Source organism: Roseibium album, assembly GCF_965233825.1.
GTDB lineage: Bacteria > Pseudomonadota > Alphaproteobacteria > Rhizobiales > Stappiaceae > Roseibium > Roseibium album.
Window position 1 is genome coordinate 5,950,542 of sequence record NZ_OZ247583.1, and the last position, 21,469, is coordinate 5,972,010.

Below are 21,469 nucleotides of genomic sequence, written 5' to 3' on the forward strand. Positions count from 1 at the left end.
GAGCCAAAATGTAAGCGCTTACATTTTTTATTGCAAGCAGAAATATTTATTCTCTGAAATTGAAAATACCTGTAAGGCAGGTGCAGTGAACCAAACACCCAGTAGCGCGCGAAGCGTCCGGACGGATGGAAGATAACGCCAAACCTTCAGGAACCGACGTTCCCACACTTGCAGATGTTGCCGTTGCAGCAGGTGTTTCGACGGCCACCGTTTCCAGGTGTCTCAACAGTCCTGACCGGGTGACGCAAAAGACACTGAAGATCGTGATGGACGCGGTCGACAGGCTTGGATACTCGCCGAACTATAGTGCCCGTGCGCTGGCTGCAGGCCGCACGAACACCATTGGCGCGATCATCCCGACAATGGAAAACGCCATTTTCGCGCGCGGGATCCAGGCCTTTCAGGAAGAGCTTCAACAGAACGGTTGCACCCTTCTGGTCGCCTCTTCCTCCTACCGGCAGGACCTGGAAGAAGAACAGATAAAGACCTTGACCGTGCGGGGTGCAGACGCGTTGCTCCTCATCGGGTATCAGCGCGATCCCAAGGTCTACGAGTTCCTCGCAAAACGTAAGATTCCTGCGGTTCTGACCTGGGTTTCGGACCCGGATAGCGATCACCTGTCGGTGGGCTTCAACAACCGGCAGGCGATGAAGTCCCTGGCGGAACTGGTCCTGGAAAACGGTCACAAGGTCATGGGCTGCATCACTGCTGAAACATCGGCCAACGATCGTGCGCGCGACCGTGTAAGCGGCATCAGAGATGCCATGAAGGAAGCAGGTCTTGATCCTTCGGAGCTGCTGGTCGAGGAGACCCACTACTCCATTGAAAACGGTGACGTTGCCTTTCGCAAATTGATGGCAGCGCGCCCGCGTCCCACGGCTGTGATGTGCGGGAATGACGTTCTTGCCGTCGGCGCGCTTCGGGCCTCTTCGGCACTGAAACTCGAAATACCGGGCGACGTTTCGATAACCGGCTTCGACGACATTGAACTGGCCAGCGTCGCACCTGTGCCACTGACCACCGTTCACGTTCCCCACCGTCGGATGGGCCAATTTGCAGCGCAGGCCCTCATGGCGGCCCTAAACGGCAATGCCCCGGACAATATCGAGTTGCCGACCAGTATCTGTTTTCGGGAAACGCTCGGAAAAGCCCCTGCTCCGAACAAACGGTGACTTGGTCAACTCAAAGAGACGCGTGATGTTTCTGAGTTGCCTATTCAACGGCAATCTGTTCAAGCCGGGCGGCCGCGTCCTTCAGTTTGGGAAGCTGGGTAATCAGGCTTTCAACATCGTGGCGCTGCTTTGGCGCATGGATCGAAAGCGTTGTCATCAACCTGCCCCTGTCGTCGCAGATCGCGACCGCAACTGCTGTCATGCCGTCCATGAACTCTTCGTTGTCGACCGAAAATCCGCGGGACCTTGTTTGCGCAAGTTCGTGTTCCAGATCTGCCGGTTCCACGAGAGTCTGTTCGGTCCGCCGTTCGAGTTCGACTGAGGACAGGAACCGGTCGAGCACCGAAGTCGGCAGCATGGACAGATACATCTTGCCGCTCGCCGTGCTGTGAAAGGGTACCTGGGTTCCGATCGGAAGCTGGATCCTGAGAGGCCAATGCGTTTCGACACGATCCAGATAGACCATGCCATCCCTGCCCGGCGCTGCCAGATTGCAGGTCTCCCCCACTTCCGAAGCAAGATCCCGCATCACCCGAAGCCGTTCAGTGCGGATCCGCTGCGAGGAAAGCGTATTTGTGGACAACTTCCGCATCCGCCTGCCCGGTCCATAGGACCGGCCGTCGAGACTACGCTGCAAGAACCCCTCCGTTTCGGCCGTATGCAGCAACCTGTGGATCGTCGGCTTGGGGAGACCAAGCAGGTCAACCAGAGCTGAAGGCGCCACCGGCACCCCGGCTCTGGCGACTTCTTCCAGAATGACCAGCAAACGCAGGTTCGTTGGTATTTTTCCTGCTTCTTCTGTTTCTTGGTCTTCTGACATCAGCGGCAATCATCTGTTCGGCAACAACATCAACGCCAGCTCAGGGGTCAAAGACACGATTATCCAGACACTGATCAGCGCAACAAGGTATGGCACCGTATAGCGAAGTAGCCTGAAATAGGGAACTCCCGTCACCCCGGAAGCAACATATAGGTTGAGACCATAGGGCGGTGTGATGAATCCGATGGACGCGCCGACCAGGAAGATCACGGAGAAATGGATCGGATCGACACCGACGGACGCGGCAATCGGGGCCAGGATGGGTGCCAGGATGATTGTGACCGGAAGGCTTTCCAGAACCATGCCTGAGACGAACACGATCACCATCGACGTGAACAGGACAGCATGGTAGCCCCCCATGGAGGTCACGAAATCTCCGATCGTCTGTTGCGCACCCAGCAGCGACAGGATCTGCTGCATCACGACGGATATGGCGATAAGCGGTGCGAGGATGCCGGTAATCTGCGCTGAGCGGATCACGATGGAAGGAACTTCCGTAACCGTGAAACCTTGCACGACCAGCATTTCCGCATAGCTCTTTTCAGTCACCGGCCGTTCGCTTCGCTTACCCATGATCTTGTTGAGAGGATAGCTGACGAAACCTGCGATCATGCAGAACCCGACCGTTACGCCTGCGGCTTCGGTCGGCGAGAATTTGCCGGTATAGATGCCCCACAAGACCAGCCCGATGGCAAAGAACCCAAGCCAGGCACCGAACGCGGTCTTCAGGATACGATTGAATTGCAGCGGTATCAGGAATCCCCAGCCGTTCATCCGGCAGATTATCCAGCAGGCAACCTGCATGCCGATCACCATCAGTGACCCCGGAATGATACCGGCGACGAACAGGTCGGAAATCGGCAGGTTCATCAGGAACCCGTAGACGATGAAGATAATCGATGGAGGGATGATGATGCCGACCGTGCCTCCGGCTGCTGCCGTGGCGGCCGAAAACCGTTCATCGTAGCCACCTTTCACCATTTCCGGGTGGAGCATGGAACCGATCGTTGCGGTCGTCGCGGAGTTCGACCCGGAGATCGCCGCGAACAGGCCGCAGGCGCCGAGAGAGGCCATCGCCAGCCCGCCACGTAACCAGCCCAGCATTGCATAGGCAAAATCGGAAAGGCGCCGGGCGATTCCGGATCGGTTGATGAGATCCCCCGTCAGGATGAACAGTGGCATGGCCAGGAGGGCAAAGCCCTTGTTGAACACGTTCAGCAGCTCTGCGCCTAGATTGTCGAGCGTCAAGCCCAGCACGAAGGAACATCCGATCACCCAATAGGCGATCACCAGAAGGACGGGAACTCCGATCATGAACAGGACCGTGACGCTGATCGAGATCAGTGTTACCCAGGTTGCATCTGTCATCAGGTGTCCTCCCCGATGACGGCCGGCTTGATCAGCGGCCGGTTGGAGCGCCAGTTGCTGATATCGTCGCCGAGATTCTCGAACACCCGGGCAGCGAGCGCCACGAAAGACAGGGGCGCGGTGATCAGGAACCACCACTGCATGACATTGTCAGTCCCCAGAACGATCTGAAAGTTGGATGCCGACAGGGCCGTCAGCCTTGTTGTGGTCACCAGCACGATGACCGCGAAGGCGAACCACAGGACTGCGTCAAGGAACAGGCACGCCATCTGGGCCCATCTCGGCATGATCATCCTGAATTCGGCGAAGCTCAGATGTGTCCGAAGACGCACGTTGAAGGCCGCTCCGAACCAGGTCATGATCATGAAGAGAAGCGGAGGGATTGTAGTGGACCAGGGTTGCTGGTTGGCAAAGACGAACCGGTCGATCACGCCCCAGAATATGATGAAGGCAATCGCCAGATAGCTCCATACCATGATGGTGCGCTCCAGATGCCGGTCGAGGAGCGGGACCAGGCGGTAAAGAAGCAGCACCAGAAGCCCGCCGGCAGCAGTTGCAAATGCGCCTATCACCCAGGCGGCCTCTGATTTCAGGGCATTGCGGATTTCCCAGCTGTCCTGCGATGCAAAAGCGCTCAGGATCGCACCCAGATCCGACCAGATTGCCATTTGGACCCTCCCATTGCGCCGGTTTTCCCGGTCTGAAAACAAGACAGGCCGGCACGGATACCGCGCGCCGGCCCACAGACTTTAAAGTGTAATCAGCCTTTCCACCAACGGCGCGGCTCAACGTTTTCCGGTTTCATGTCTGCCGGAACCCTGCGCGCGATGTCGTAGATTTCCTGGTAGGTGTCGATGCCACCCGCCCAGCCATTGAGGCGATCACGCCATTCCTGCCACAGCTGCGGCTGGAACTCGGGCGAACACATTTCTTCCGCGAGCTTGATTTCGCTCGCCGGCAGGAATGCTGGACGCACGTCATTTTCGACGAAGATCGTACCTGGCAGTTGTGGATCGGAGAAGCCGACTGTCTTGACCAGAGCAGCTTCGTTGGCGGCCTGCACGTGGGCCTGAGCCCAATAGGCGGATTCCATCACCGCATCCTGCAGCGGACCTTCGAGGCTGTCGAACACGCTTGCAGACATGGAAGTGTGTTCCGTGCCGCAGAAGAATTTCAGGTCGACAGACTGACTGACGACCGGAGACATGTTCGCATAGGCAACCGCGCTCGCCCAGGTTTCCGCGCCATCGATCAGGCCCTGTTTCAGTCCGTCAAGGGTTTCTTCCCAGGCGACGGGCACCGGATTGAGGTTGAGCGCTTTCATTGCGATACGTCCCAGCTGAGTGCCGGTGACGCGGTTTTTGGTGCCGAACAGCTGTTCGAGTTTGGTCACTGTCGGGCGATCCGACCAGCCCAGTCCCAACTGTATTCCACGCAACTCGCAATGGCTGAAAAGGAACTTCAAGCCATGCCGCTTCTCCAGCGGATCACGCAGAATGCGCTGTGATTCCGGGCTGTAGAGGAAGTAGTATTGAGATGCCCTTCCCGGGAACATGAACGCATAATCAAGCACGTTCAGATAGGGCGCGCCACCAGCGGAGTTCTGCGTGGAAGCGGCATAAATGTCGATAATGCCCTGTTGGGTTTTTTCGACACAGGAAAGCTGCCCGCATATCTGGTTGTCGCCAATGAACTCGATGCGGATTTCGCCGTCGGTCCGAGCCTCCAGATCCCGGGCGAACTCAAGAGCGCCGGCCCGCTCGATCAGCAGGTTGCGCGCATTGAAGCCGGCAGCACCGAACTTGAGTGTGTGCTTGGCCGGTTTGGAAAATCGCTTGTCGTATGTTGATTCCGCAGCCGAAGCCAGGTTGGCAAGGCTCATCGCACCGCCGAATGTACCGGCCGCCAGCAATGTCGAACTCATTCCGTAAGTGCCTGCAACACGGAACAAATCGCGCCGAGAAATCCTGCCTAGTTTGCTTCCTACACTCATTGCTTCCTCCCTTTTCGCAATTTTTGAGACGTTTTGTTTCAAAAAATGCTAGTTTATTTTGTTCTTTTTGCATAGGCTTTTTTCAAAGAAATAAAGCGGAGAACAAAAATGGAGGCTGATTTCGTCGTGATCGGGGCCGGTTCGGCTGGCTGCGTCATCGCCAATCGTCTGAGCGAAAATCCCTCCAACAAGGTCGTTCTTCTTGAAGCCGGCGGCCCCGACAGGAACCCGTGGATCCACATCCCGGTTGGCTACTTCAAGACGATGCACAACCCTTCAGTTGACTGGTGTTACCGAACCGAGCCGGATCCCGGCCTGAGCGGACGATCGATCGACTGGCCGCGGGGCAAGGTCCTGGGAGGTTCCTCATCGCTGAACGGTCTTCTATATGTGCGTGGACAGAAGGAAGACTATGAGCGTTGGCGGCAGATGGGCAACGAGGGCTGGGGTTGGGAAGACGTTCTTCCACTCTTCAAACGGTCCGAGGACCAGGAACGCGGCGCCGATGACTATCACGGTGAAGGTGGACCGCTATCGGTCTCCAACATGCGCATTCAGCGACCAATTTGCGACGCCTGGGTCGCCGCTGCACAAACCGCAGGCTATCCGTTCAACCCGGACTATAACGGTGCCAAGCAGGAAGGTGTTGGTTATTTCCAGCTGACAACCAAGAATGGACGGCGGTGCAGTTCAGCCGTCGCGTTCCTGAAACCGGCAAGAAGCCGTGAAAACCTCACGATCATTACCCACGCGCTTGTGAGCAGGATCAATCTCGATGGCAAGAAGGTTACCGGTGTCTCTTACCGGGACAGATCCGGGACCGAGAGGGTTTTGACCGTGAACCGCGAAGTGATCCTGTCGGGAGGCGCCATCAATTCTCCGCAGGTCCTGATGCTATCGGGTATTGGTGATCCGGGTGAATTGCGCGACAACGGCATCGAGCCGGTGCATGCGCTTTCCGGAGTGGGGCGGGGCCTGCAGGATCATCTGCAGGCCAGACTTGTCTACAAGTGCAACGAACCGACACTGAACGACGAGGTGCGCAGCCTCTTCAACCAGGCCCGGATCGCACTGAAATATGCCCTCTTCAGAGCCGGTCCGATGACCATGGCGGCAAGCCTTGCAACAGGCTTTCTGAAAACCCGACCGGAACTCGAGACGCCCGACATTCAATTTCACGTTCAACCCTGGTCCGCAGATTCTCCGGGCGAAGGTGTCCATCCGTTTTCAGCATTCACGATGTCGGTCTGTCAGCTTCGGCCGGAAAGCCGTGGCGAAATTCGCCTCGCCGGACCGGATCCGCGCCGGTATCCGAAGATCATTCCGCGTTACCTGTCTACGGAAACCGATTGCCGGACCATTGTCGAAGCAGTCAAGATTGCCAGGAAGATTGCCAGGCACGCGCCGCTGACATCCAAGATCTCCGAAGAATTCCGGCCGGCTGCCAGCCTTGATATGGAAGACGACGATGGAACGCTGGACTGGGCGCGTCAGAACAGCGTCTCGATTTATCACCCGACCGGAACCTGCAAGATGGGTACGGGAGACACCGCGGTAGTCGATCCGAAACTGAAGGTCCACGGCATCGAGGGCCTGCGTGTTGCGGACTGCTCGATCATGCCCGAGATTGTGTCGGGCAATACCAACGCTCCTGCCATCATGATCGGTGAGAAAGCATCGGACCTGATCCGCGCAAGCCTCGCCGGCTAGGACACACACTCACAAATGAGCTTTTAATTCCGGAGCCTGCCTGATCACCATCGGCGGACAACCAATCGGCCGGAGCAAGGCGAGTTGTCTCCGTCACGTGGACAATGTCTGCTTTCCCTCGCCCTTTCGCAGCCGGTCTGAAAACGCCATGATCCGGGTGACTGCGTTGTCAAGCATCTCTTCGGAAACCGTAAGAGACAGCCGGATCAGACCGGAAGCCTGATGCCCGAATGACGCGCCGGGCATCACGGCAACACGCTCTTCCGTCAGCAGTCGCTCTGCAAATTCCAACCCGTTGAGACCTGTCGCACTGACATCGATGAGCAGAAACATCCCCGCTTCCGGCATCATCGGATGAAGGACCTCGTTGCCTGCCAGGTGATTGAAGATGCGTTTCGCCCGCTGTCCGTAACGTTCACGCATGCGATCTGCCGTATCGAATTCTTCGTTTAGCGCTTTTGCAGTCATGTCGGCAATGAATGGCTGTCCGCCAAACAACATCGTTTCGGATATCGGCAGGAGCCGATCACAGAACTCCTCCGGTCCGACAGCCCATCCGGAACGGAACCCGGGCGCGGCGTGCGATTTGGAAATGGACGAAACGACAATCGTCCGGTCTGCCAGGTCGGGAAGATCAATGGGAGAGGCGAACTCGCCGGCGAATATCAGTTGTTCGTAGACCTCGTCACAGACGATCCACAAGTCATGGCGCACACATACCTCACCGATTGCGGCAATTTCCTCACGTGTCAGCGTAGCACCTGTAGGGTTGTGAGGCGTGTTCAGAAGAAGAACCCTGCACCCGGGCGCAACAGCCTTTTCAAGGTCTCCGGACTGAAGATGAAACTTCTTTTCCGGTCGGAGCGGCACCGGCACCATCGAGGCCCCCGTCGCTGCAACGACACCTTCATATGTTGCATAATAAGGATCGCAGACAAGAACGGCGTCACCGGCCTCCACCAATGCAAGCATGACTGCAAACAGCGCCGTCTGGGTTCCAGGGAAACACAGGACGTTGCGCCTGGAAATGCCCGACCGCCGCTTGCTGTATTTCTTGACGAGCGCGTCGATGACAACTGGTTCTCCACGCCCGTTGGAATACCGGGTGCGCCCGCCGCGCATGGAGCGATTTGCTTCGTCCAGCAAGACTGTATCAGGTCCGATGTCCGGTTCGCCAATGGTCAGCTCTATGACTGCGTATCCGCTTGCTGCCATCTCGCGCGCCTTCAGGTGAATGGCCCATTTGCCCGAGCCCAGATGGGCAAGCCGGTCGGTGATAGAGGCGTAATGCATTTTCGGAACCTTTGTTCAGCTGGCTCTCGATATTTGAGTGGGTGCCGCCTGGGTGATTTTGGAGAGATCGGACCGCGAGGCTGACAAGACAAGTGCCGGAAACCCGATCGTCCATCAGTTTGCTGCCAAGCCGGTGACCATTGATGACACACCGGTCGTTGTGGCGAGCTCATGGCAGCCAACAGGATCGTGCGCCTGCCGACTTGCGATACCACACCGGAGGCAGGTTTTTCCAGCGCCGGATTGGGCAGCATTCGTTGCATAGTGTTTCAGATCCGCAGAAACCAGCCGTGAAGCGATCACAAACCCTGTGCTTCACTTTCGAAATGGCACTTGAACGGTTCAGATACTCTCAGCAAGGGTCTGGCGAACCCAGTTGTGCAGTTTGGAATGGTGCGTGCGTGTGGTCCAGAAGAGATCGATTTCAAGCGGAACCGGAATTGGAACCTCAACGCAGAGCAATGCCGGTTCCAGTGTGCTCGCCAACCGCCTGGGCATGCAGGCGATCAAATCAGATCCCTTGAGATAGGCCGCAATGTCTCCATAGTCGGACAATTCAACCATCGGGCTCAAACTCAGGCCATGGGACTTCAGAGCGTCGATATACAAAGGTTGCCAGCCTCCTGAAAACTGCACAACAAGATGATGAGCACTTCTGATTTTGTCCAGATCCAGGGGACGGCTGGCCAGGGGGTTGTCCGCGTCCATGACATAGACATAGGCATCAGACAGGAGGTGCCGCTTGAAGATATGATCGCCGGACAGTTGAACAGGCCCGATCAGGAGATCACATTCACCGCGTTTCAACTGGTCTTCACCCAACGCGCTGGATGTCATGAACCGGAGTCTGAGGTTCGGCGCCTGCTTGCGGATTTTCGGTATGAATTCCGGCAGGATCGTCATGCGCTCATAGTGATTGCATGAGATCGTGATTGACCCCTCCGCTGCGGCAGGATTGAAATCCGGTTCGCTCGTCAGGCCTTCGAATTCGGCCAGCAAACCGGAGATGTGTCCGACGATCACCCTGCATCTCTGCGTCGGAACAACCCTGTTGCCTTCCCTTGCGAACAGCGGATCTTTGAAAATGGAGCGAAGACGCGCGATCGTGTAACTGACGGTCGATTGCGTCAAACCCAGCCTCTCCGCAGCCACGGAAAACGAACCGAAATCGTGCACATACTGGAGCACTTGCAGCGACGCAAAATTCGTCTTCAGAATTTTCTTGGCCAAGTCCATGAAATGTCTTTCCAATCGAATTTTTCGATAACTTATATTCAGCCCATTGGATTGCCAATATGCGCAATTCGGCCTCACCCTTGATGTTGCCGCCAAATCAGAAGGGAAGGCACAGATGAAACCGCCCCCGGTCCTGTCAGACGTAACCATCGAGGAGTTGGCGAAAGACCCCTACCCGACCTTCGACAGAATTCGTTCGATGGCCTCGGCGGTATGGGTCGACAGTGCGCGAATTCACCTGGTGACACGGTTCGATGACATCATGACTGTAGAGCGCAACCATCACCTGTTTGCGTCGACTAATCCAGGTTCACTCATGAACAAGGTCATGGGGCATTCTCTCATGCGCAAGGATGACGAACCGCACAAGCTGGAACGCGCCGCTGTTGAACCGTCATTTCGTCCCGGTGTTGTGAAACAGCATTGGGCTCCCCGTTTCCGGTCGATCGCAAATGACCTGATCAATCAGTTTGAGGCCGATGGCGAAACGGATCTCTTCAGCAGTTTTGCAGCTCCCATGGCGTCGCTGTCCCTGATCGATTTGCTAGGCTTCGAGGACGTTGCCTGGGAAGACATCGCCTGGTGGTCGCAGGCACTGATGGATGGTGTGGGGAATTACCAAGCCGATCCGGAAATCTCGAACCGCGCCAGGCGCGCCTCTGCGGCCATAGATCAGGCAATCGACCACGTCCTCGCACGGCATGTGGAAACGGAAAATCCCTCTATCTTGTCGTCGATGGCCCATGCCGGACACAAACATTCACGCGAGCAAATTCGTGCCAATATCAAGGTGATCGTTGGCGGCGGGCTGAACGAGCCGAGAGACGCCATTTTGACCACCGTTTTGGGATTGCTGCAAAACCCGGAACAGCTGGCTCAGGCGCAGGCAAACGAAAAACTCTTTGCCAGGGCTTTCGAGGAGTCGGTTCGCTGGATTTCGCCCATTGGCATGTATCCTCGCCGGGTCACACAAGACACCGTTCTGGGTGACACCCGTCTCAAGGCCGAAGACCAGCTCGGCATATGTGTGGGGGCAGCCAACAGGGACACCGGCCACTTCGACCAGCCCGACCGTTTCGATCTCAACAGGACAGCTTCACGGCACCTTGGGTTCGGTGCGGGGCCGCATTTTTGTGCCGGAACCTGGGTCGCGCGGCAAATGGTTGGCGAAATTACCGTACCGATGCTCTTCAACCGTCTGGCCAACCTGAGGCTTCAAGCCGGAAATTCGCCAATCCTGCGAGGTTGGGTCTTCCGCGGACCGATAGCCCTGCCGGTTCGCTGGGACCGTTGAGGACATGACCATGATCAGATTTGTCTTTGTCCAACCCGATGGAAGCGAAGTGCCTGTCTCTGCAACGGAAGGTGACAGCATCATGAAAGTTGCGGTCGACAATGGTGTCGACGGGATCCGTGCCGACTGTAACGGCTCAGCTGCCTGTGCGACCTGTCATGCCTTTTTCGCACAGGAACTGCTTTGCGAACTGACGCCAATGCACGAACACGAAAACGATCTCCTGGATTTTGCGGCAACAGACCGGCAACCCGGAAGCAGGCTGAGCTGTCAGGTCATCGTGTCCCGATGCCTTGAAGGCCAAAAGGTGAAGCTGCCCGACACACAGTAGAACCAATACAAAAACGACCGAGGGAGGAAAATATGAAACTGGTGAGACTCGCAGGCCTGTTCGCTGCCGCTGCCATTGGCCTTGGCGGAGGCACTGCACTTTCAGCTGAACACACGTTGACAATTTCATCGTGGGCTCCGCCATCACATGGCATGAACGCAAAGATGTGGCCGCGCTTTGTCGAAATGGTGGAAGAAGCAACCGATGGAAAGGTCACGGCCGAGGTGAAGCTCGGTCTTGCACCACCGCCATCACAAATGGATCTCGTGATGGATGGCGCCGCGGATGCGTCAATCATTTTTCACGGCTATCAACCTGGCCGTTTCGTAACTACAAAACTGATCGAGCTGCCTGGTTATGAAGGCTCCGCGGAGGCCGCCTCCGTAGCCTACTGGCGGGTCTATGAGAAGTTTCTCTCCAAGGCCAACGAGCACAGGGGTGTCAAACTCATAGGTCTGGTGACCCATGGCCCGGCGCAACTCCATTCAGACAGGCCCGTGACAACGCTGGACCAGGTTGCCGGTATGAAGATACGCATTCCCGGCGGTGTCGGTGGCGATGTTGGCAGGAAACTTGACGCCACCGGCATTCAGGTTCCGGCGCCGAAAGTTTATGAGACGCTCGCATCCAATGCGGCGGACGGCGTGGTGATGCCCATGGAAACGCGGCAGGGATTCAAGCTGACGGAAGTCGCCAGGAACGTCTACTGGATGCCGGGTGGACTTTACCGCGGTTCGTTCGCCCTGATCATGAACGAGGAAGCCTTTGCCGACTTGCCGCCGGAGCTGCAGTCCGCCCTTGAAGAAAAGGTCTTTGGTGAGCCCTTAAGCCGTATGGGAGGTGCGATGTGGGATGAAATCGATCAGGACGGTATAGCGCTGACCCGCTCGACCGAAGGCAACGCAATCAATGAGGCAAGCGATACCGACTTGGCCAGGTTTCAGGATATTTCGGCCGAAATCCGGGAAAAGGTCCTCTCCGAAGTCAACGATACAGGCATCGACGCGCTCGCGGCCTATGAATTGATCAAGACAGAAATGTCTGCAAATTGACGTTTGGACGTTTGGATTTGATCTGACGGCTGCAGCCTTGAATGCTGTGGTTGTCAGATCGGCTCCGGCCGTTTCCCTTGGCAAGCTGACTCTGTTGTCCAACAGTTAGATTGGCTGCCTGCATTCCAGAGCTGCACATTTGCTCTTGTGCGTTCACGAACATGATTGAAGAGCGCCGGTGATCTCTACCGTCAGACCGGTTTGAGTGTACGGAAGCACCTCCGCCTGCCGGTCTCGCCGTCAGTCCAGCACCCCGGCCAGACCCAGGGACAACACCGGGATAAAGGTCACCAGCATCAGCACCACAACCATGGCCAGATAGAACGGCAGCATCGCCTTCACCGTGTTTTCGATCTTCACCCCTCCGATGCCGCAGCCGACCATCAGAGACGTCCCCACCGGCGGCGTACACACACCTATTCCCAGATTGAGGATCATGATGATGCCGAAATGGATCGGATCAATCCCGATCTTCACGGCGATCGGCAACAGGATCGGGGTCATGATCAGGATGAGCACACCCATGTCCATCAGCATCCCGAGGATCAGCAACAGCAGGTTGATCATCAGGAGAATGATCACGACATTCGAAGACAGGCCCAGAATGTGGTCGGCAAGGATCGTCGGCACCTTCAGGTAGGACAACAGAAAACCAAATGCGGACGACGTCATGATGATCGCGACCACCATGCCGAGCGAGGCCAGAGTGCCGGCCATGATCCGGCGAATCTTGGTCCGGTCCATGGTGCGATAGACGAACGCCGTCACCAACAACGCATAGACGACGGCGACAGCCGCGGACTCCGTGGCGGTGAAAACGCCACCAACAATGCCACCGATGATGATCACGATGGTGAACAGGCCGATCGAGGCACGCCCGACGATGCCGAGGCTGTCCCTTAGTCCGTAGACATCGCCCTTGGGATGATTGTGGCGCACGGCGGCGATCCAGCACAGCACCATCAGGGCGCCAGACAACAGCACGCCTGGAACATAGCCGGCCAGAAACAGCTTGCTGATCGGCAGTCCGCCAGCGGCCAGCGCGTAGTAGATCATGTTCTGACTTGGCGGGATCAACACACCCTGCACCGACGATGTGACGGTGACCGCGACCGAATATTCAGGCGTGTAGCCGCGTTTCTTCATGGCCGGTATCAGGAATGAGCCAATCGAGGCGACATCGGCGACCGAAGAACCGGAAATACCGCCGAAAAACGTGCTCGCCACCACATTGCCCTGGGCGAGCCCGCCTCGAAAACGGCCGACAAGAACTTCCGCGAATTTCACCAGGCGGTCGGAGATCCCGCCTTCCGTCATGATGTTGCCGACCAGAATGAAAAACGGCACCGCCAGAAAGGTAAAACTGAACAGGCCGTTCACCATCCGCTGCCCGATCATCAACATCGGCAGACCGAGGTAAAACGCGGTCACGACCGATGACATTCCCAGGGCGAAGGCCACCGGAACCCGTAACACCATAAGGCCGAGAAAGCTGCCTAGCAGCAAGGCGATCGCGATACCCTGCGCACTCATGACGTCGTCCCGGTATCTTCGAATTCACTTGGACGAAGTGACCCGGTCAGAATGTTTGTCAGGGCATTCAGCGCTATCAGGAAACCACCGGTGAGCGCCGAGTAATACAGCAGGGATTTGGGAATGCCCGATGCCGGCAAAAGCGTCACACCGGCCAGGTCGACCAGCTTTGTGCCGCTGAACAGGAGCACCAGCGCGAACCCCAGAATGACAAGATGCGCAAACACGTCGAGGACAATGCCGCCGGTTTCGCCCAGCAGATCGCGAAAGAAGACGATGGCGACATGGTGGTGGGTGCGCACGCAAATTGCCGTTGCCAGCATGCCGTACCAGACCAGGCACAGCATGGCTGCTTCCTCGGACCATTTTGTCGGACTGTTGAAGACGTATCTCAGGACAACCTGCATGAAGGTGATCGCAACGATCAACTCCAGCAGACGGTTGCAAATCCAGCTGGCGATGCCGTTCAACCCGTCAACTGCCCAGGTCAGATTTTCAATGATGGGGGACTTTTTCGACAATGAGCCTCTCCCGAGGGGACGACTGGCCAGGCAATTTACCCAGCCAGACGGAACGTGTTCAGTCTACGGCCCGAATCTGTTCAATAAGGTCGCCAAGGTGTGGGAACTCTTCATAGATCGGCAGGATCGCTGCCTGAAACGGACCATTGTCTATTTCCACGACAGAGACTCCGGCCTCCTCGACCGTGGTGCGCGCCTTGTCGTTGGCCGCAAACATCAGCTCACGCTCATAGATCGCCGCTTCCTTCGCCGCCTTTGAAATTGCCTGCTGTTGATCCTCGGGGAGACTATCGAAGCGGGCCTTGTTCATGATCACTATCGCAGGTGGGCTGAGATGGCCATCAATGACGTAGTTGGGAGCCACTTCGTAGTGGCCGGAGGTGTGAAAACTGACGAAGTCGTTTTCCGCGCCGTCAATCACGCCGGTCTGAAGCGCCGAGAACACCTCGCCATAGTTCATCGGTGTCGGCACGCCGCCCAGCAATTCCACCATGAGGATGGAGATCGGAGAGTTCTGCACCCGGATCTTCAGACCGGATAGATCGGCAAGTTCCGAAATCGGCAAGCCTTCGCGGGTATAGAAGCTGCGCGATCCGGCTTCCATGAAATCAAAGCCGACCAGACCGGCCTCTGCCATGTCGGCGCGCACCTTCTGTCCGATTTCGCCGTCCAGAACTTTGTACTTGTGCTCAGAACCGCTGAATATGTACGGCAGCGTGAACACGCCAACCGCCGGAGTGACATTGGCAAGCGGCACCGTGTTGACGCGGGCAAGGTCAATGATCCCGGCCTGGACCTGCTCGATGGATTCGACTTCCTGACCCAGCTGCGCGCCTGAATAGACATCGACTTTCACCTCACCATCGGTGTATTCGCCGACAAGTTCGGCAAATCGATGCATGGCAACGGTGACTGGGTTGGTTTCAGGCTGGTTTTCCGCAAGGCGCAACACGGTTTCCGCGCTCGCCAGCCCCGTGCCGCTTGCAAGCATGCAGGCCGCGAGTATCAAACCTTTTCTAAAAGTACCGGATGTCATTGGTTTCCTCCCATTTTGACGATTGAAATTCCAGATTATTCAACTGTGAACGGGCCAATATGTGCCCTGCGAACAACGGGGCCGTCCGCCGTGGTCTCCCACTCGACGACACCGTCCGTCGCACCCATAGGACCGGGGTCCTGACGAGTGCGGATGAAATGCAGCGGATTTTCCCGCATGAGCTGGACAAGCACTGGTACGGTCAGGCCATACCAGGCCATCATGTTGCGCAGCATCTGATCCATGGTGACCGACGATCCGGCAAGATAGCTCGAGCCCGGGATTCGGACGGATCCCTCCTGTGAACGCTCGATCTCCGCTGCGCCCAACGTGTAAAAACCGGGACCGGTATTGATCCCGGCCGCGGACACCGCATCGGTCGTCAGGATCGTCCGCGTGTGTCCCTTGGCCCGCAACATCGTTTGCAGTGCCGGTCTGGGCACATGAATGCCGTCGGCGATAAACATCGCCGTTAACCGGTCGTCCGCCAACTGCCAGAAAATCGGATTATCGGTCTTGTGCAGCATTTGCGGCAATCCGTTGCCCAGATGCGTGCAAAGCGTCACTCCGGCGTCGACCGCCGCTGAAATCTGTTGCTCGTTTGCGTTGGAGTGACCGATCGCGACCTGAATTCCCCGCCCGGCAAGCACCCGGATCATTTCGATCGCACCGCTGACTTCCGGCGCAATCGTCACCAGCTTTATCCCGCGAGACACGTTCCGTTGCAGATCATCAATCAGGTCAAGATTTGCCGCTGACATATGCGCGCTGTCGTGAGATCCGCTGAAGCCGTCTTCCGGGGACAGAAACGGCCCCTCGATGTGGTAACCCGCAATCATGAGTGGGCCGAGTCGGCTGGCCGCCACAGCCTCATCAAGTTCCCGCAACACGCGGACCATACGACCGGCCGAGCCTGTGATGATCGCCGGCAGAAGAGCCGTGACCCCCGTTTTGGCCAGCTCGATCAGCGCCAGATCCAACCGGTCGGCGGTGATCCCTCCCCTGTTGAAATCCAGCCCGCCGAAACCGTTGACCTGAAGATCGATCAATCCCCGTGTGACGAAGTCGCCATCCGGGCCGGTCCGCCATTGTTGCTCGGCACTTTCGATCGTTTCCGCCACCAGGCCGCCCTCGGGAGACAGCTCACAGCAAATCGAGGTCTGTCTTGCGGCGCACAGCACGTCAAGAAGTACCGGTGCCGAGCGATTGCGGATGCCAACGGGATTGGATCTGGCTTCAGCCATTGCGGGCACCCGGGCTCAACTCTGTGGCCGCGGCGTCGTCCAGGATCAGGGTGGCATCGGCATGTTCCTGAAGGATCGACGCTGGGCAAAGGTTGCTCACTGGTCCTTCAACCGCATTTTTCACGGCCCTAGCTTTGCGTTGATCCTGAACGGTGCAGACTATCGCTTTCGCAGCCATAATCTGCCGAATGCTCATGGTCAGAGCTTCGGCGGGAACATCGGCCATGGTGTCAAACCAGCCCTCGTTGACCTGCTGTCTGCGGCAGGGCTCATCCAGTGACACCCGCAGGAATGGTGAGGTGGTTTCGAAGTCTGCGGGCGGATCGTTGAACGCCAGATGTCCGTTTTCTCCGATGCCGACAAAGGCAACGTCGATGGGTTCTTTGCTCAACGTCGTGTTCAATCGTGTGATTTCGGCTTCAACGTCACCCGCTTCACTGTCAATGGCCTCGAAGTGGCCCAATCCGGGAACCTGACTGACGAAGCGCGCATTCAGATAATTGACGAAGCTTGCGCGATGGGACCGCGGCAATCCGATGTATTCATCCAGATGGAAAACCGTGCATTTCGACCAGTCGATATCTTCACAGGCAACCAGCGCTTTCAGAACCTCGAACTGACTCGCTCCCGTGGCCAGGATAAGGCGTGCCGCTCCCTGGTCCCTGATGGCCCGCCGAATGTAGTCCGCGCCCCGCAAGGCTGCCTGATGTCCTGCATCCACACTTGTCTCGGCAATTGAAATCTTCATCGGTACTCCTATTTTTTTCCATTAATGTAATTAAATACAAAAATGTCAATAATTATTTTTTGCTGAGTTTTGGCTGGAGTTTCCGGCAATTCTTCTTATGCTCTGCACAGAAAAGGACTGGCTGGCGAATGACTTCTCTCCCGATGAGCGACTACTATTTTCGTCAGTTCGAGCATGATGGCGCTGACGCTCCGGCCGGACGAAAGGGACGGATTTTTTCGGCGATCTGCCAGGGCGATGCGCCGACCCGCAAGAAACTGGCCACGGATATGGCGCTCCGCCCGGCAACAGTTTCAGACCTTGTGATGGAATTGATCCATGATGGATTGATCACGGAATCACGCCCTGCGCAGTCCCTGCAAAAAGGCCGGCCGGAGATCCTGCTCACCCCCGCCCCTGGCCGCCTGTGCGCGGTGATCTTTCATTTCGTGTCACACACGATGCATTGCGCGGTGGTCGATCTGGCCGGAACGATTCTTTTCGAGACGACGGAGCAGGTGCAGGCGGACAAGATCGACAAGCAAGGCTTCATCGACGTGCTTTCAAGCCTGGCCGGAAAATGCACCGCGCATATTCCCGGTTCGGCCAAACAGTGCGGCTATGCGCTGTCCTTGCCGGGGATTGTCGACGAGCCCGGCAAACGCTGGGTCTACTCCGCCTATTGGCCGAAACTGTCCGACTTCGACCTGTCCGAAGTGTCTGAAACCCTCGGACATGACGTCATCGTGCGAAAGAACCTGAATTGCGAATTGCGGGCCCGCACGTCCCGCCGCAAAAGTCTCGGCACCGGCAAGACACTGCTGATACACTGGGGTATCGGCATCGGCGCGGCTTTTATCAGCAACGACAGGGAACTGGTTCTCACCGAGGGCTTTGGTGAAATCGGGCATTGTGTACTCGATCCGCTCAGCACCGTGAGTTGCAAATGCGGCATGATCGGCTGCATGGAAGCCGAGGCCGGACTTTGGGCGCTGGCAACGATGTCACAAGACCAGTCAATCCCGATCAACGAGCAAAAATTCGAGGACTATCTGCAGGATTGCACTGACAAGTCCTTCCTGAAACGGCCCTTGTTGCTGATGGCGCATACGCTTCGCAATCTTACACTGACGCTAATGCCGGACGAGATTGTTCTCACAGGCCCCTTTGTCCAGTGCCCGGAAACCTTCCAACGCCTGACAGAAAGATTTGAACTGATTTTTCCCGAGGGCGCCCTGGTTCGCAAGGGCCGGAAGCCGAAAATCGTTTCAGGACGGCGCAGCAAAAGCGACGAACTCGTCGGCGCCGCCTCCGACCTGTTTCGCACCGAAATCGGCGCCCTGTGCCGTATATGATCATTGCCCGAGGCCAAACTTTCCCGCAAACACCGGGGATTTCGTCAGCTGGGTTCGGCTAAAAGCCGCTCCTTTCAACGGCATTTTCCCGGAAAATTCGCAGGACGTGAAATGGCTGCAGATGAACGCGGTTTCTAGCCGTTACAACCGTTCCCGCCCTTCACGGTTTGGATCCGCGCCTCCGCGCGCAAGTTGTTCGAATTTCGACCAAAGCTGCACCATGGTGGCGCTATTCAAAGTCCCGACTGATCTGCAACGCTTGTCGCGGTTCCCTGGTTCCAGGTAACATTTTGAGTTTGGGTCCAACAGTCCGGATTGAACACCGAAATGTCCCCCTAGAATGTCCCACCTAGGCAATCCGGCAACTAAGGCATTGATTTTAAAGGAAATGGTGGGCCCGGAGGGACTCGAACCCCCAACCAATCCGTTATGAGCGGACGGCTCTAACCAGTTGAGCTACAGGCCCACGGCGCATCTCTGTGAAAGACAGAACGGCGCAGATGTTCCCTATACCACGGCAATTCGTCGGGGCAAGAGGTTTGCGGCATGAAGGTGAAAAAGGTCTTGGAAAGTCCGGCCCCCATGTTGCGCCGTCTGTCAGGGCCCCGGCCCTGGACGGAAATGTGGCTGGCACGATGCAAAACGTTTCCACGCAAAGGCAATAGGCGACCGTTGCCGCACGGCTTGAGGTCTGAGGCGGCTTGAGGTCTAAATGGACCGACACGTGGCGGCTGAGTCGCCGTTACCGCAATTGCCGGAGCCACAATGCGAAGCCCCCTTCTGTCCGCCACGCTGACGGTTCTACTGGTCTGCATGATCGGCTGGCTGCTGGTTATCGGGCGCTCGTTACTGCTTCCCTTCGTCATTGCCCTGATCGTCTGGTACATGATCAATTCGCTTGCGCATCTTTTTGCAAAGGTGCCGATCGGCCGCTGGCGGCTTCCAGGCTTCATTTCCTTCACGCTGTCTTTACTGTCGATCTTTGCTGTCAGCACGATCGTTCTGGACATCGTGACGGCCAACCTGTCCCAGCTCGCCCAGGATGCCCCGACCTACCAGAGACGCCTTGAAGAACTGTTCAACCAGGTGTCGTCTCACCTCGACTTCAACGATCCGATCGAGTTGAAGGACCTGCTGCCAGACTCTGTCGTGCCGCGCATGGTGACGGCCGGCGCCAGTCTTGTGACCGCGCTTGCCGGCTCCGCCAGCCTGGTCTTCATCTATGTTCTGTTCCTGGTCCTGGAACAGTCGACCTTCGATCGGAAATTCGAACGGCTGTTCGCCTCTCCCGAACGCGCCCAGTCGGCGTTTGCGATCCGCGCGGAAATCAACCGCTCGATCATGCATTACTTTTCGATCAAGACCGCCGTGTCCGTTGCCACCGGTGTACTCACCAGCCTGGTCCTGATCCTGATCGGTCTGCCCTATGCCGCCCTCTTCGGCTTCATTGCCTTTCTGCTGAACTACATTCCGACCATCGGTTCGCTGATCGGTGTCATATTTCCGAGCCTTCTGGCGATCGTCTACTATGACACTCTCGGCCCCTTCTTTGCGATTGCCACTGGTCTCGGCCTGATCCAGTTCGCCATCGGCAATCTGGTGGAGCCGAAACTCATGGGGTCCAACCTCAACCTTTCGGGTCTCGTCATCATGCTCTCGCTCGCGTTCTGGGGGGCAATCTGGGGCATTGTCGGCATGGTGCTTTGCGTGCCGTTGACCGTGATGATCGTTATCGTCTGCGCACGGTTCGAAAGCTCCCGGCCGGTCGCAGTATTACTGTCCGAAACCGGCGATGTCGGCTTCAGCGGATCTCAGGATTCCAAAAACTAGGGCCGGAACGCGGTCCGCGTCATTGGAAGTACTAATGCAAGCCCTTGAAAATGAACGAAAGCTGAACCGGCAAGCCTTACCCCTGCCGCATTGGCCAACAATCTTCCCGGTCAAGTCAAATAGTGTTGAAAGGAATTTCACATGTCCGGTTCGATAACGATTCTGCCCATCCGTCCGCTTGCATTGGTGCGCAAAATCGCATTTGCCTCAGTCCTTGGGGTTGCCCTGATAACCGCCAACACCGCTTTGGCACAGGATGCACAAACCCTGGCGGGCAGCATTACCATGGAAGGAAGAGGCACGGTCGCCGTCACGCCCGACATGGCCGTCATCACGACGAATGTCGTATCCACGGCCAAAACGGCCGCCGAGGCGCTTTCGGAGAATTCTGCCTCGATCTCAAAGGTCATCGATGCAATCAAGGGCGCCGGCATCGAAGCCAAGGACATCCAGACAAGGGGATTTGGTATTTATCCGCGCTATGAGCGGGTTGCCAGCGGCTCCGATCAACAGCCCGGGATTGCCGGCTACGAGGTCCGCAACGGCGTTGAGGTCAATGTCCGTGACCTGGCAAAACTGGGTGGTTTGCTTACGCTCGTTGTTGAAAGTGGCGCGAATTCCGTGGACGGCATTCGTTTCGAAGTCAGCGACCCGGCGGACAAGCTTGACGAAGCCCGCAAGAAGGCCGTCGATGCCGCACGTCACAAGGCGGAGATCTTCGCAAGTGCTGCGGGCGCAGAGTTGGGTACCATCATATCCATTTCAGAGACCGGCACACAGATGCCTCAACCGCTCATGATGCGGGCCGGAAGCATGATGGCCGCGAGCGCTGAAGCCGTTCCGGTCGAGACCGGAGAACAAACCATCGGCGCGAACGTAACCATTCGCTGGGCGCTGAAGTAACCGACGGTTCGGAGTGCGGGGCACATGCGCCGGTGCCTCGCTCCTCGCAAG

At 57.1% G+C, this 21,469-nt stretch carries 19 protein-coding genes and 1 tRNA gene; 8 read left to right on the forward strand and 12 right to left on the reverse strand.

Annotation, left to right across the window (positions count from 1 at the left end):
• Positions 1–125 precede the first annotated feature (125 nt).
• Positions 126–1,172 (forward strand): LacI family DNA-binding transcriptional regulator, encoded by a 1,047-nt coding sequence (locus ACO6TI_RS27405; protein ID WP_422383767.1) that lies wholly within the window; start codon positions 126–128, stop codon positions 1,170–1,172.
• 40 nt (positions 1,173–1,212) lie between these two features.
• Here the strand turns inward: ACO6TI_RS27405 and ACO6TI_RS27410 are convergent, their stop codons facing one another.
• From ACO6TI_RS27410 to ACO6TI_RS27425, 4 genes are all read right to left on the reverse strand, one after another.
• Positions 1,213–1,992, reverse strand: coding sequence for an IclR family transcriptional regulator (locus ACO6TI_RS27410; protein WP_104703743.1), 780 nt, complete (start codon positions 1,990–1,992; stop codon positions 1,213–1,215).
• A 9-nt stretch (positions 1,993–2,001) separates the two neighbouring features.
• Positions 2,002–3,360: a TRAP transporter large permease gene (locus ACO6TI_RS27415; protein ID WP_055117554.1), complete on the reverse strand. Its 1,359-nt coding sequence runs from the start codon at positions 3,358–3,360 to the stop codon at positions 2,002–2,004.
• On the reverse strand, positions 3,360–4,028 hold the full coding sequence (locus ACO6TI_RS27420) for a TRAP transporter small permease (protein WP_055117556.1): 669 nt from the start codon (positions 4,026–4,028) through the stop codon (positions 3,360–3,362). Before ACO6TI_RS27420 ends, ACO6TI_RS27415 begins: the two co-directional genes overlap by 1 nt.
• 92 nt (positions 4,029–4,120) lie before the next feature.
• Positions 4,121–5,353: a TRAP transporter substrate-binding protein gene (locus ACO6TI_RS27425; protein WP_029061000.1), complete on the reverse strand. Its 1,233-nt coding sequence runs from the start codon at positions 5,351–5,353 to the stop codon at positions 4,121–4,123.
• Positions 5,354–5,461: 108 nt separating this feature from the next.
• On the opposite strand from ACO6TI_RS27425, the gene ACO6TI_RS27430 reads away from it, so the two are divergent.
• Positions 5,462–7,063 (forward strand): GMC family oxidoreductase, encoded by a 1,602-nt coding sequence (locus ACO6TI_RS27430; protein ID WP_422383768.1) that lies wholly within the window; start codon positions 5,462–5,464, stop codon positions 7,061–7,063.
• A gap of 93 nt (positions 7,064–7,156) precedes the next feature.
• On the opposite strand, the gene ACO6TI_RS27435 is transcribed toward ACO6TI_RS27430, so the two are convergent.
• On the reverse strand, positions 7,157–8,356 hold the full coding sequence (locus ACO6TI_RS27435; protein ID WP_422383769.1) for a pyridoxal phosphate-dependent aminotransferase: 1,200 nt from the start codon (positions 8,354–8,356) through the stop codon (positions 7,157–7,159).
• A 342-nt stretch (positions 8,357–8,698) separates the two neighbouring features.
• A complete protein-coding gene (locus ACO6TI_RS27440) occupies positions 8,699–9,592 on the reverse strand; it encodes a LysR family transcriptional regulator (protein ID WP_422383770.1) in 894 nt (297 codons plus the stop codon).
• 115 nt (positions 9,593–9,707) lie between these two features.
• On the opposite strand from ACO6TI_RS27440, the gene ACO6TI_RS27445 reads away from it, so the two are divergent.
• Genes ACO6TI_RS27445 through ACO6TI_RS27455 form a run of 3 tightly spaced genes read left to right on the forward strand, consistent with a single transcriptional unit; the run spans position 9,708 to position 12,269 of the window.
• The gene (locus ACO6TI_RS27445) at positions 9,708–10,886 is read left to right on the forward strand and encodes a cytochrome P450 (protein WP_422383771.1); all 1,179 of its coding nucleotides are present in this window, start codon (positions 9,708–9,710) and stop codon (positions 10,884–10,886) included.
• Between the two features lie 10 nt (positions 10,887–10,896).
• Positions 10,897–11,217 carry a 2Fe-2S iron-sulfur cluster-binding protein gene (locus ACO6TI_RS27450; protein ID WP_196877209.1) on the forward strand — a complete coding sequence of 107 codons (321 nt, stop codon included), beginning with the start codon at positions 10,897–10,899 and terminating at the stop codon, positions 11,215–11,217.
• Positions 11,218–11,249: 32 nt separating this feature from the next.
• The gene (locus ACO6TI_RS27455; RefSeq protein WP_422383772.1) at positions 11,250–12,269 is read left to right on the forward strand and encodes a TRAP transporter substrate-binding protein; all 1,020 of its coding nucleotides are present in this window, start codon (positions 11,250–11,252) and stop codon (positions 12,267–12,269) included.
• 240 nt (positions 12,270–12,509) lie between these two features.
• On the opposite strand, the gene ACO6TI_RS27460 is transcribed toward ACO6TI_RS27455, so the two are convergent.
• The 5 genes from ACO6TI_RS27460 to ACO6TI_RS27480 are packed head-to-tail and all read right to left on the reverse strand — an operon-like array spanning position 12,510 to position 17,351.
• Complete coding sequence (locus ACO6TI_RS27460; RefSeq protein ID WP_422383773.1) at positions 12,510–13,802, reverse strand: TRAP transporter large permease; 1,293 nt, start codon at positions 13,800–13,802, stop codon at positions 12,510–12,512.
• Positions 13,799–14,323 carry a TRAP transporter small permease gene (locus ACO6TI_RS27465; RefSeq protein WP_029061001.1) on the reverse strand — a complete coding sequence of 175 codons (525 nt, stop codon included), beginning with the start codon at positions 14,321–14,323 and terminating at the stop codon, positions 13,799–13,801. Before ACO6TI_RS27465 ends, ACO6TI_RS27460 begins: the two co-directional genes overlap by 4 nt.
• A 58-nt stretch (positions 14,324–14,381) precedes the next feature.
• The gene (locus tag ACO6TI_RS27470; protein WP_196999720.1) at positions 14,382–15,359 is read right to left on the reverse strand and encodes a TRAP transporter substrate-binding protein; all 978 of its coding nucleotides are present in this window, start codon (positions 15,357–15,359) and stop codon (positions 14,382–14,384) included.
• A 35-nt stretch (positions 15,360–15,394) separates the two neighbouring features.
• Positions 15,395–16,603 (reverse strand): N-acetylglucosamine-6-phosphate deacetylase, encoded by a 1,209-nt coding sequence (locus tag ACO6TI_RS27475; RefSeq protein ID WP_055117576.1) that lies wholly within the window; start codon positions 16,601–16,603, stop codon positions 15,395–15,397.
• Entirely contained in the window at positions 16,596–17,351 is a 756-nt protein-coding gene (locus tag ACO6TI_RS27480) for a glucosamine-6-phosphate deaminase (RefSeq protein ID WP_422383774.1), read from the reverse strand. Before ACO6TI_RS27480 ends, ACO6TI_RS27475 begins: the two co-directional genes overlap by 8 nt.
• Before the next feature lie 128 nt (positions 17,352–17,479).
• Between ACO6TI_RS27480 and ACO6TI_RS27485 the strand changes: the two genes are divergently transcribed.
• The gene (locus ACO6TI_RS27485) at positions 17,480–18,685 is read left to right on the forward strand and encodes an ROK family protein (RefSeq protein WP_422383775.1); all 1,206 of its coding nucleotides are present in this window, start codon (positions 17,480–17,482) and stop codon (positions 18,683–18,685) included.
• Between the two features lie 389 nt (positions 18,686–19,074).
• Here ACO6TI_RS27485 and ACO6TI_RS27490 read toward each other — a convergent pair.
• Positions 19,075–19,151 (reverse strand) — tRNA-Ile (locus ACO6TI_RS27490).
• A 299-nt stretch (positions 19,152–19,450) separates the two neighbouring features.
• On the opposite strand from ACO6TI_RS27490, the gene ACO6TI_RS27495 reads away from it, so the two are divergent.
• A complete protein-coding gene (locus tag ACO6TI_RS27495) occupies positions 19,451–20,515 on the forward strand; it encodes an AI-2E family transporter (RefSeq protein WP_104703780.1) in 1,065 nt (354 codons plus the stop codon).
• A gap of 141 nt (positions 20,516–20,656) precedes the next feature.
• Entirely contained in the window at positions 20,657–21,418 is a 762-nt protein-coding gene (locus ACO6TI_RS27500) for an SIMPL domain-containing protein (protein ID WP_422383776.1), read from the forward strand.
• The last annotated feature ends 51 nt before the right edge of the window (positions 21,419–21,469 follow it).

Bases quoted from the DNA above. Each gene is read 5' to 3' on its own strand.
- ACO6TI_RS27410 (WP_104703743.1), bottom strand. From the start codon at position 1,992: ATGTCAGAAGACCAAGAAACAGAAGAAGCAGGAAAAATACCAACGAAC.
- ACO6TI_RS27435 (WP_422383769.1), bottom strand. From the start codon at position 8,356: ATGCATTACGCCTCTATCACCGACCGGCTTGCCCATCTGGGCTCGGGC.
- ACO6TI_RS27480 (WP_422383774.1), bottom strand. From the start codon at position 17,351: ATGAAGATTTCAATTGCCGAGACAAGTGTGGATGCAGGACATCAGGCA.
- ACO6TI_RS27495 (WP_104703780.1), top strand. From the start codon at position 19,451: ATGCGAAGCCCCCTTCTGTCCGCCACGCTGACGGTTCTACTGGTCTGC.
- ACO6TI_RS27415 (WP_055117554.1), bottom strand. From the start codon at position 3,360: ATGACAGATGCAACCTGGGTAACACTGATCTCGATCAGCGTCACGGTC.
- ACO6TI_RS27405 (WP_422383767.1), top strand. From the start codon at position 126: ATGGAAGATAACGCCAAACCTTCAGGAACCGACGTTCCCACACTTGCA.
- ACO6TI_RS27450 (WP_196877209.1), top strand. From the start codon at position 10,897: ATGATCAGATTTGTCTTTGTCCAACCCGATGGAAGCGAAGTGCCTGTC.
- ACO6TI_RS27455 (WP_422383772.1), top strand. From the start codon at position 11,250: ATGAAACTGGTGAGACTCGCAGGCCTGTTCGCTGCCGCTGCCATTGGC.
- ACO6TI_RS27420 (WP_055117556.1), bottom strand. From the start codon at position 4,028: ATGGCAATCTGGTCGGATCTGGGTGCGATCCTGAGCGCTTTTGCATCG.
- ACO6TI_RS27500 (WP_422383776.1), top strand. From the start codon at position 20,657: ATGTCCGGTTCGATAACGATTCTGCCCATCCGTCCGCTTGCATTGGTG.
- ACO6TI_RS27460 (WP_422383773.1), bottom strand. From the start codon at position 13,802: ATGAGTGCGCAGGGTATCGCGATCGCCTTGCTGCTAGGCAGCTTTCTC.
- ACO6TI_RS27440 (WP_422383770.1), bottom strand. From the start codon at position 9,592: ATGGACTTGGCCAAGAAAATTCTGAAGACGAATTTTGCGTCGCTGCAA.
- ACO6TI_RS27475 (WP_055117576.1), bottom strand. From the start codon at position 16,603: ATGGCTGAAGCCAGATCCAATCCCGTTGGCATCCGCAATCGCTCGGCA.
- ACO6TI_RS27425 (WP_029061000.1), bottom strand. From the start codon at position 5,353: ATGAGTGTAGGAAGCAAACTAGGCAGGATTTCTCGGCGCGATTTGTTC.
- ACO6TI_RS27445 (WP_422383771.1), top strand. From the start codon at position 9,708: ATGAAACCGCCCCCGGTCCTGTCAGACGTAACCATCGAGGAGTTGGCG.
- ACO6TI_RS27430 (WP_422383768.1), top strand. From the start codon at position 5,462: ATGGAGGCTGATTTCGTCGTGATCGGGGCCGGTTCGGCTGGCTGCGTC.
- ACO6TI_RS27485 (WP_422383775.1), top strand. From the start codon at position 17,480: ATGACTTCTCTCCCGATGAGCGACTACTATTTTCGTCAGTTCGAGCAT.
- ACO6TI_RS27470 (WP_196999720.1), bottom strand. From the start codon at position 15,359: ATGACATCCGGTACTTTTAGAAAAGGTTTGATACTCGCGGCCTGCATG.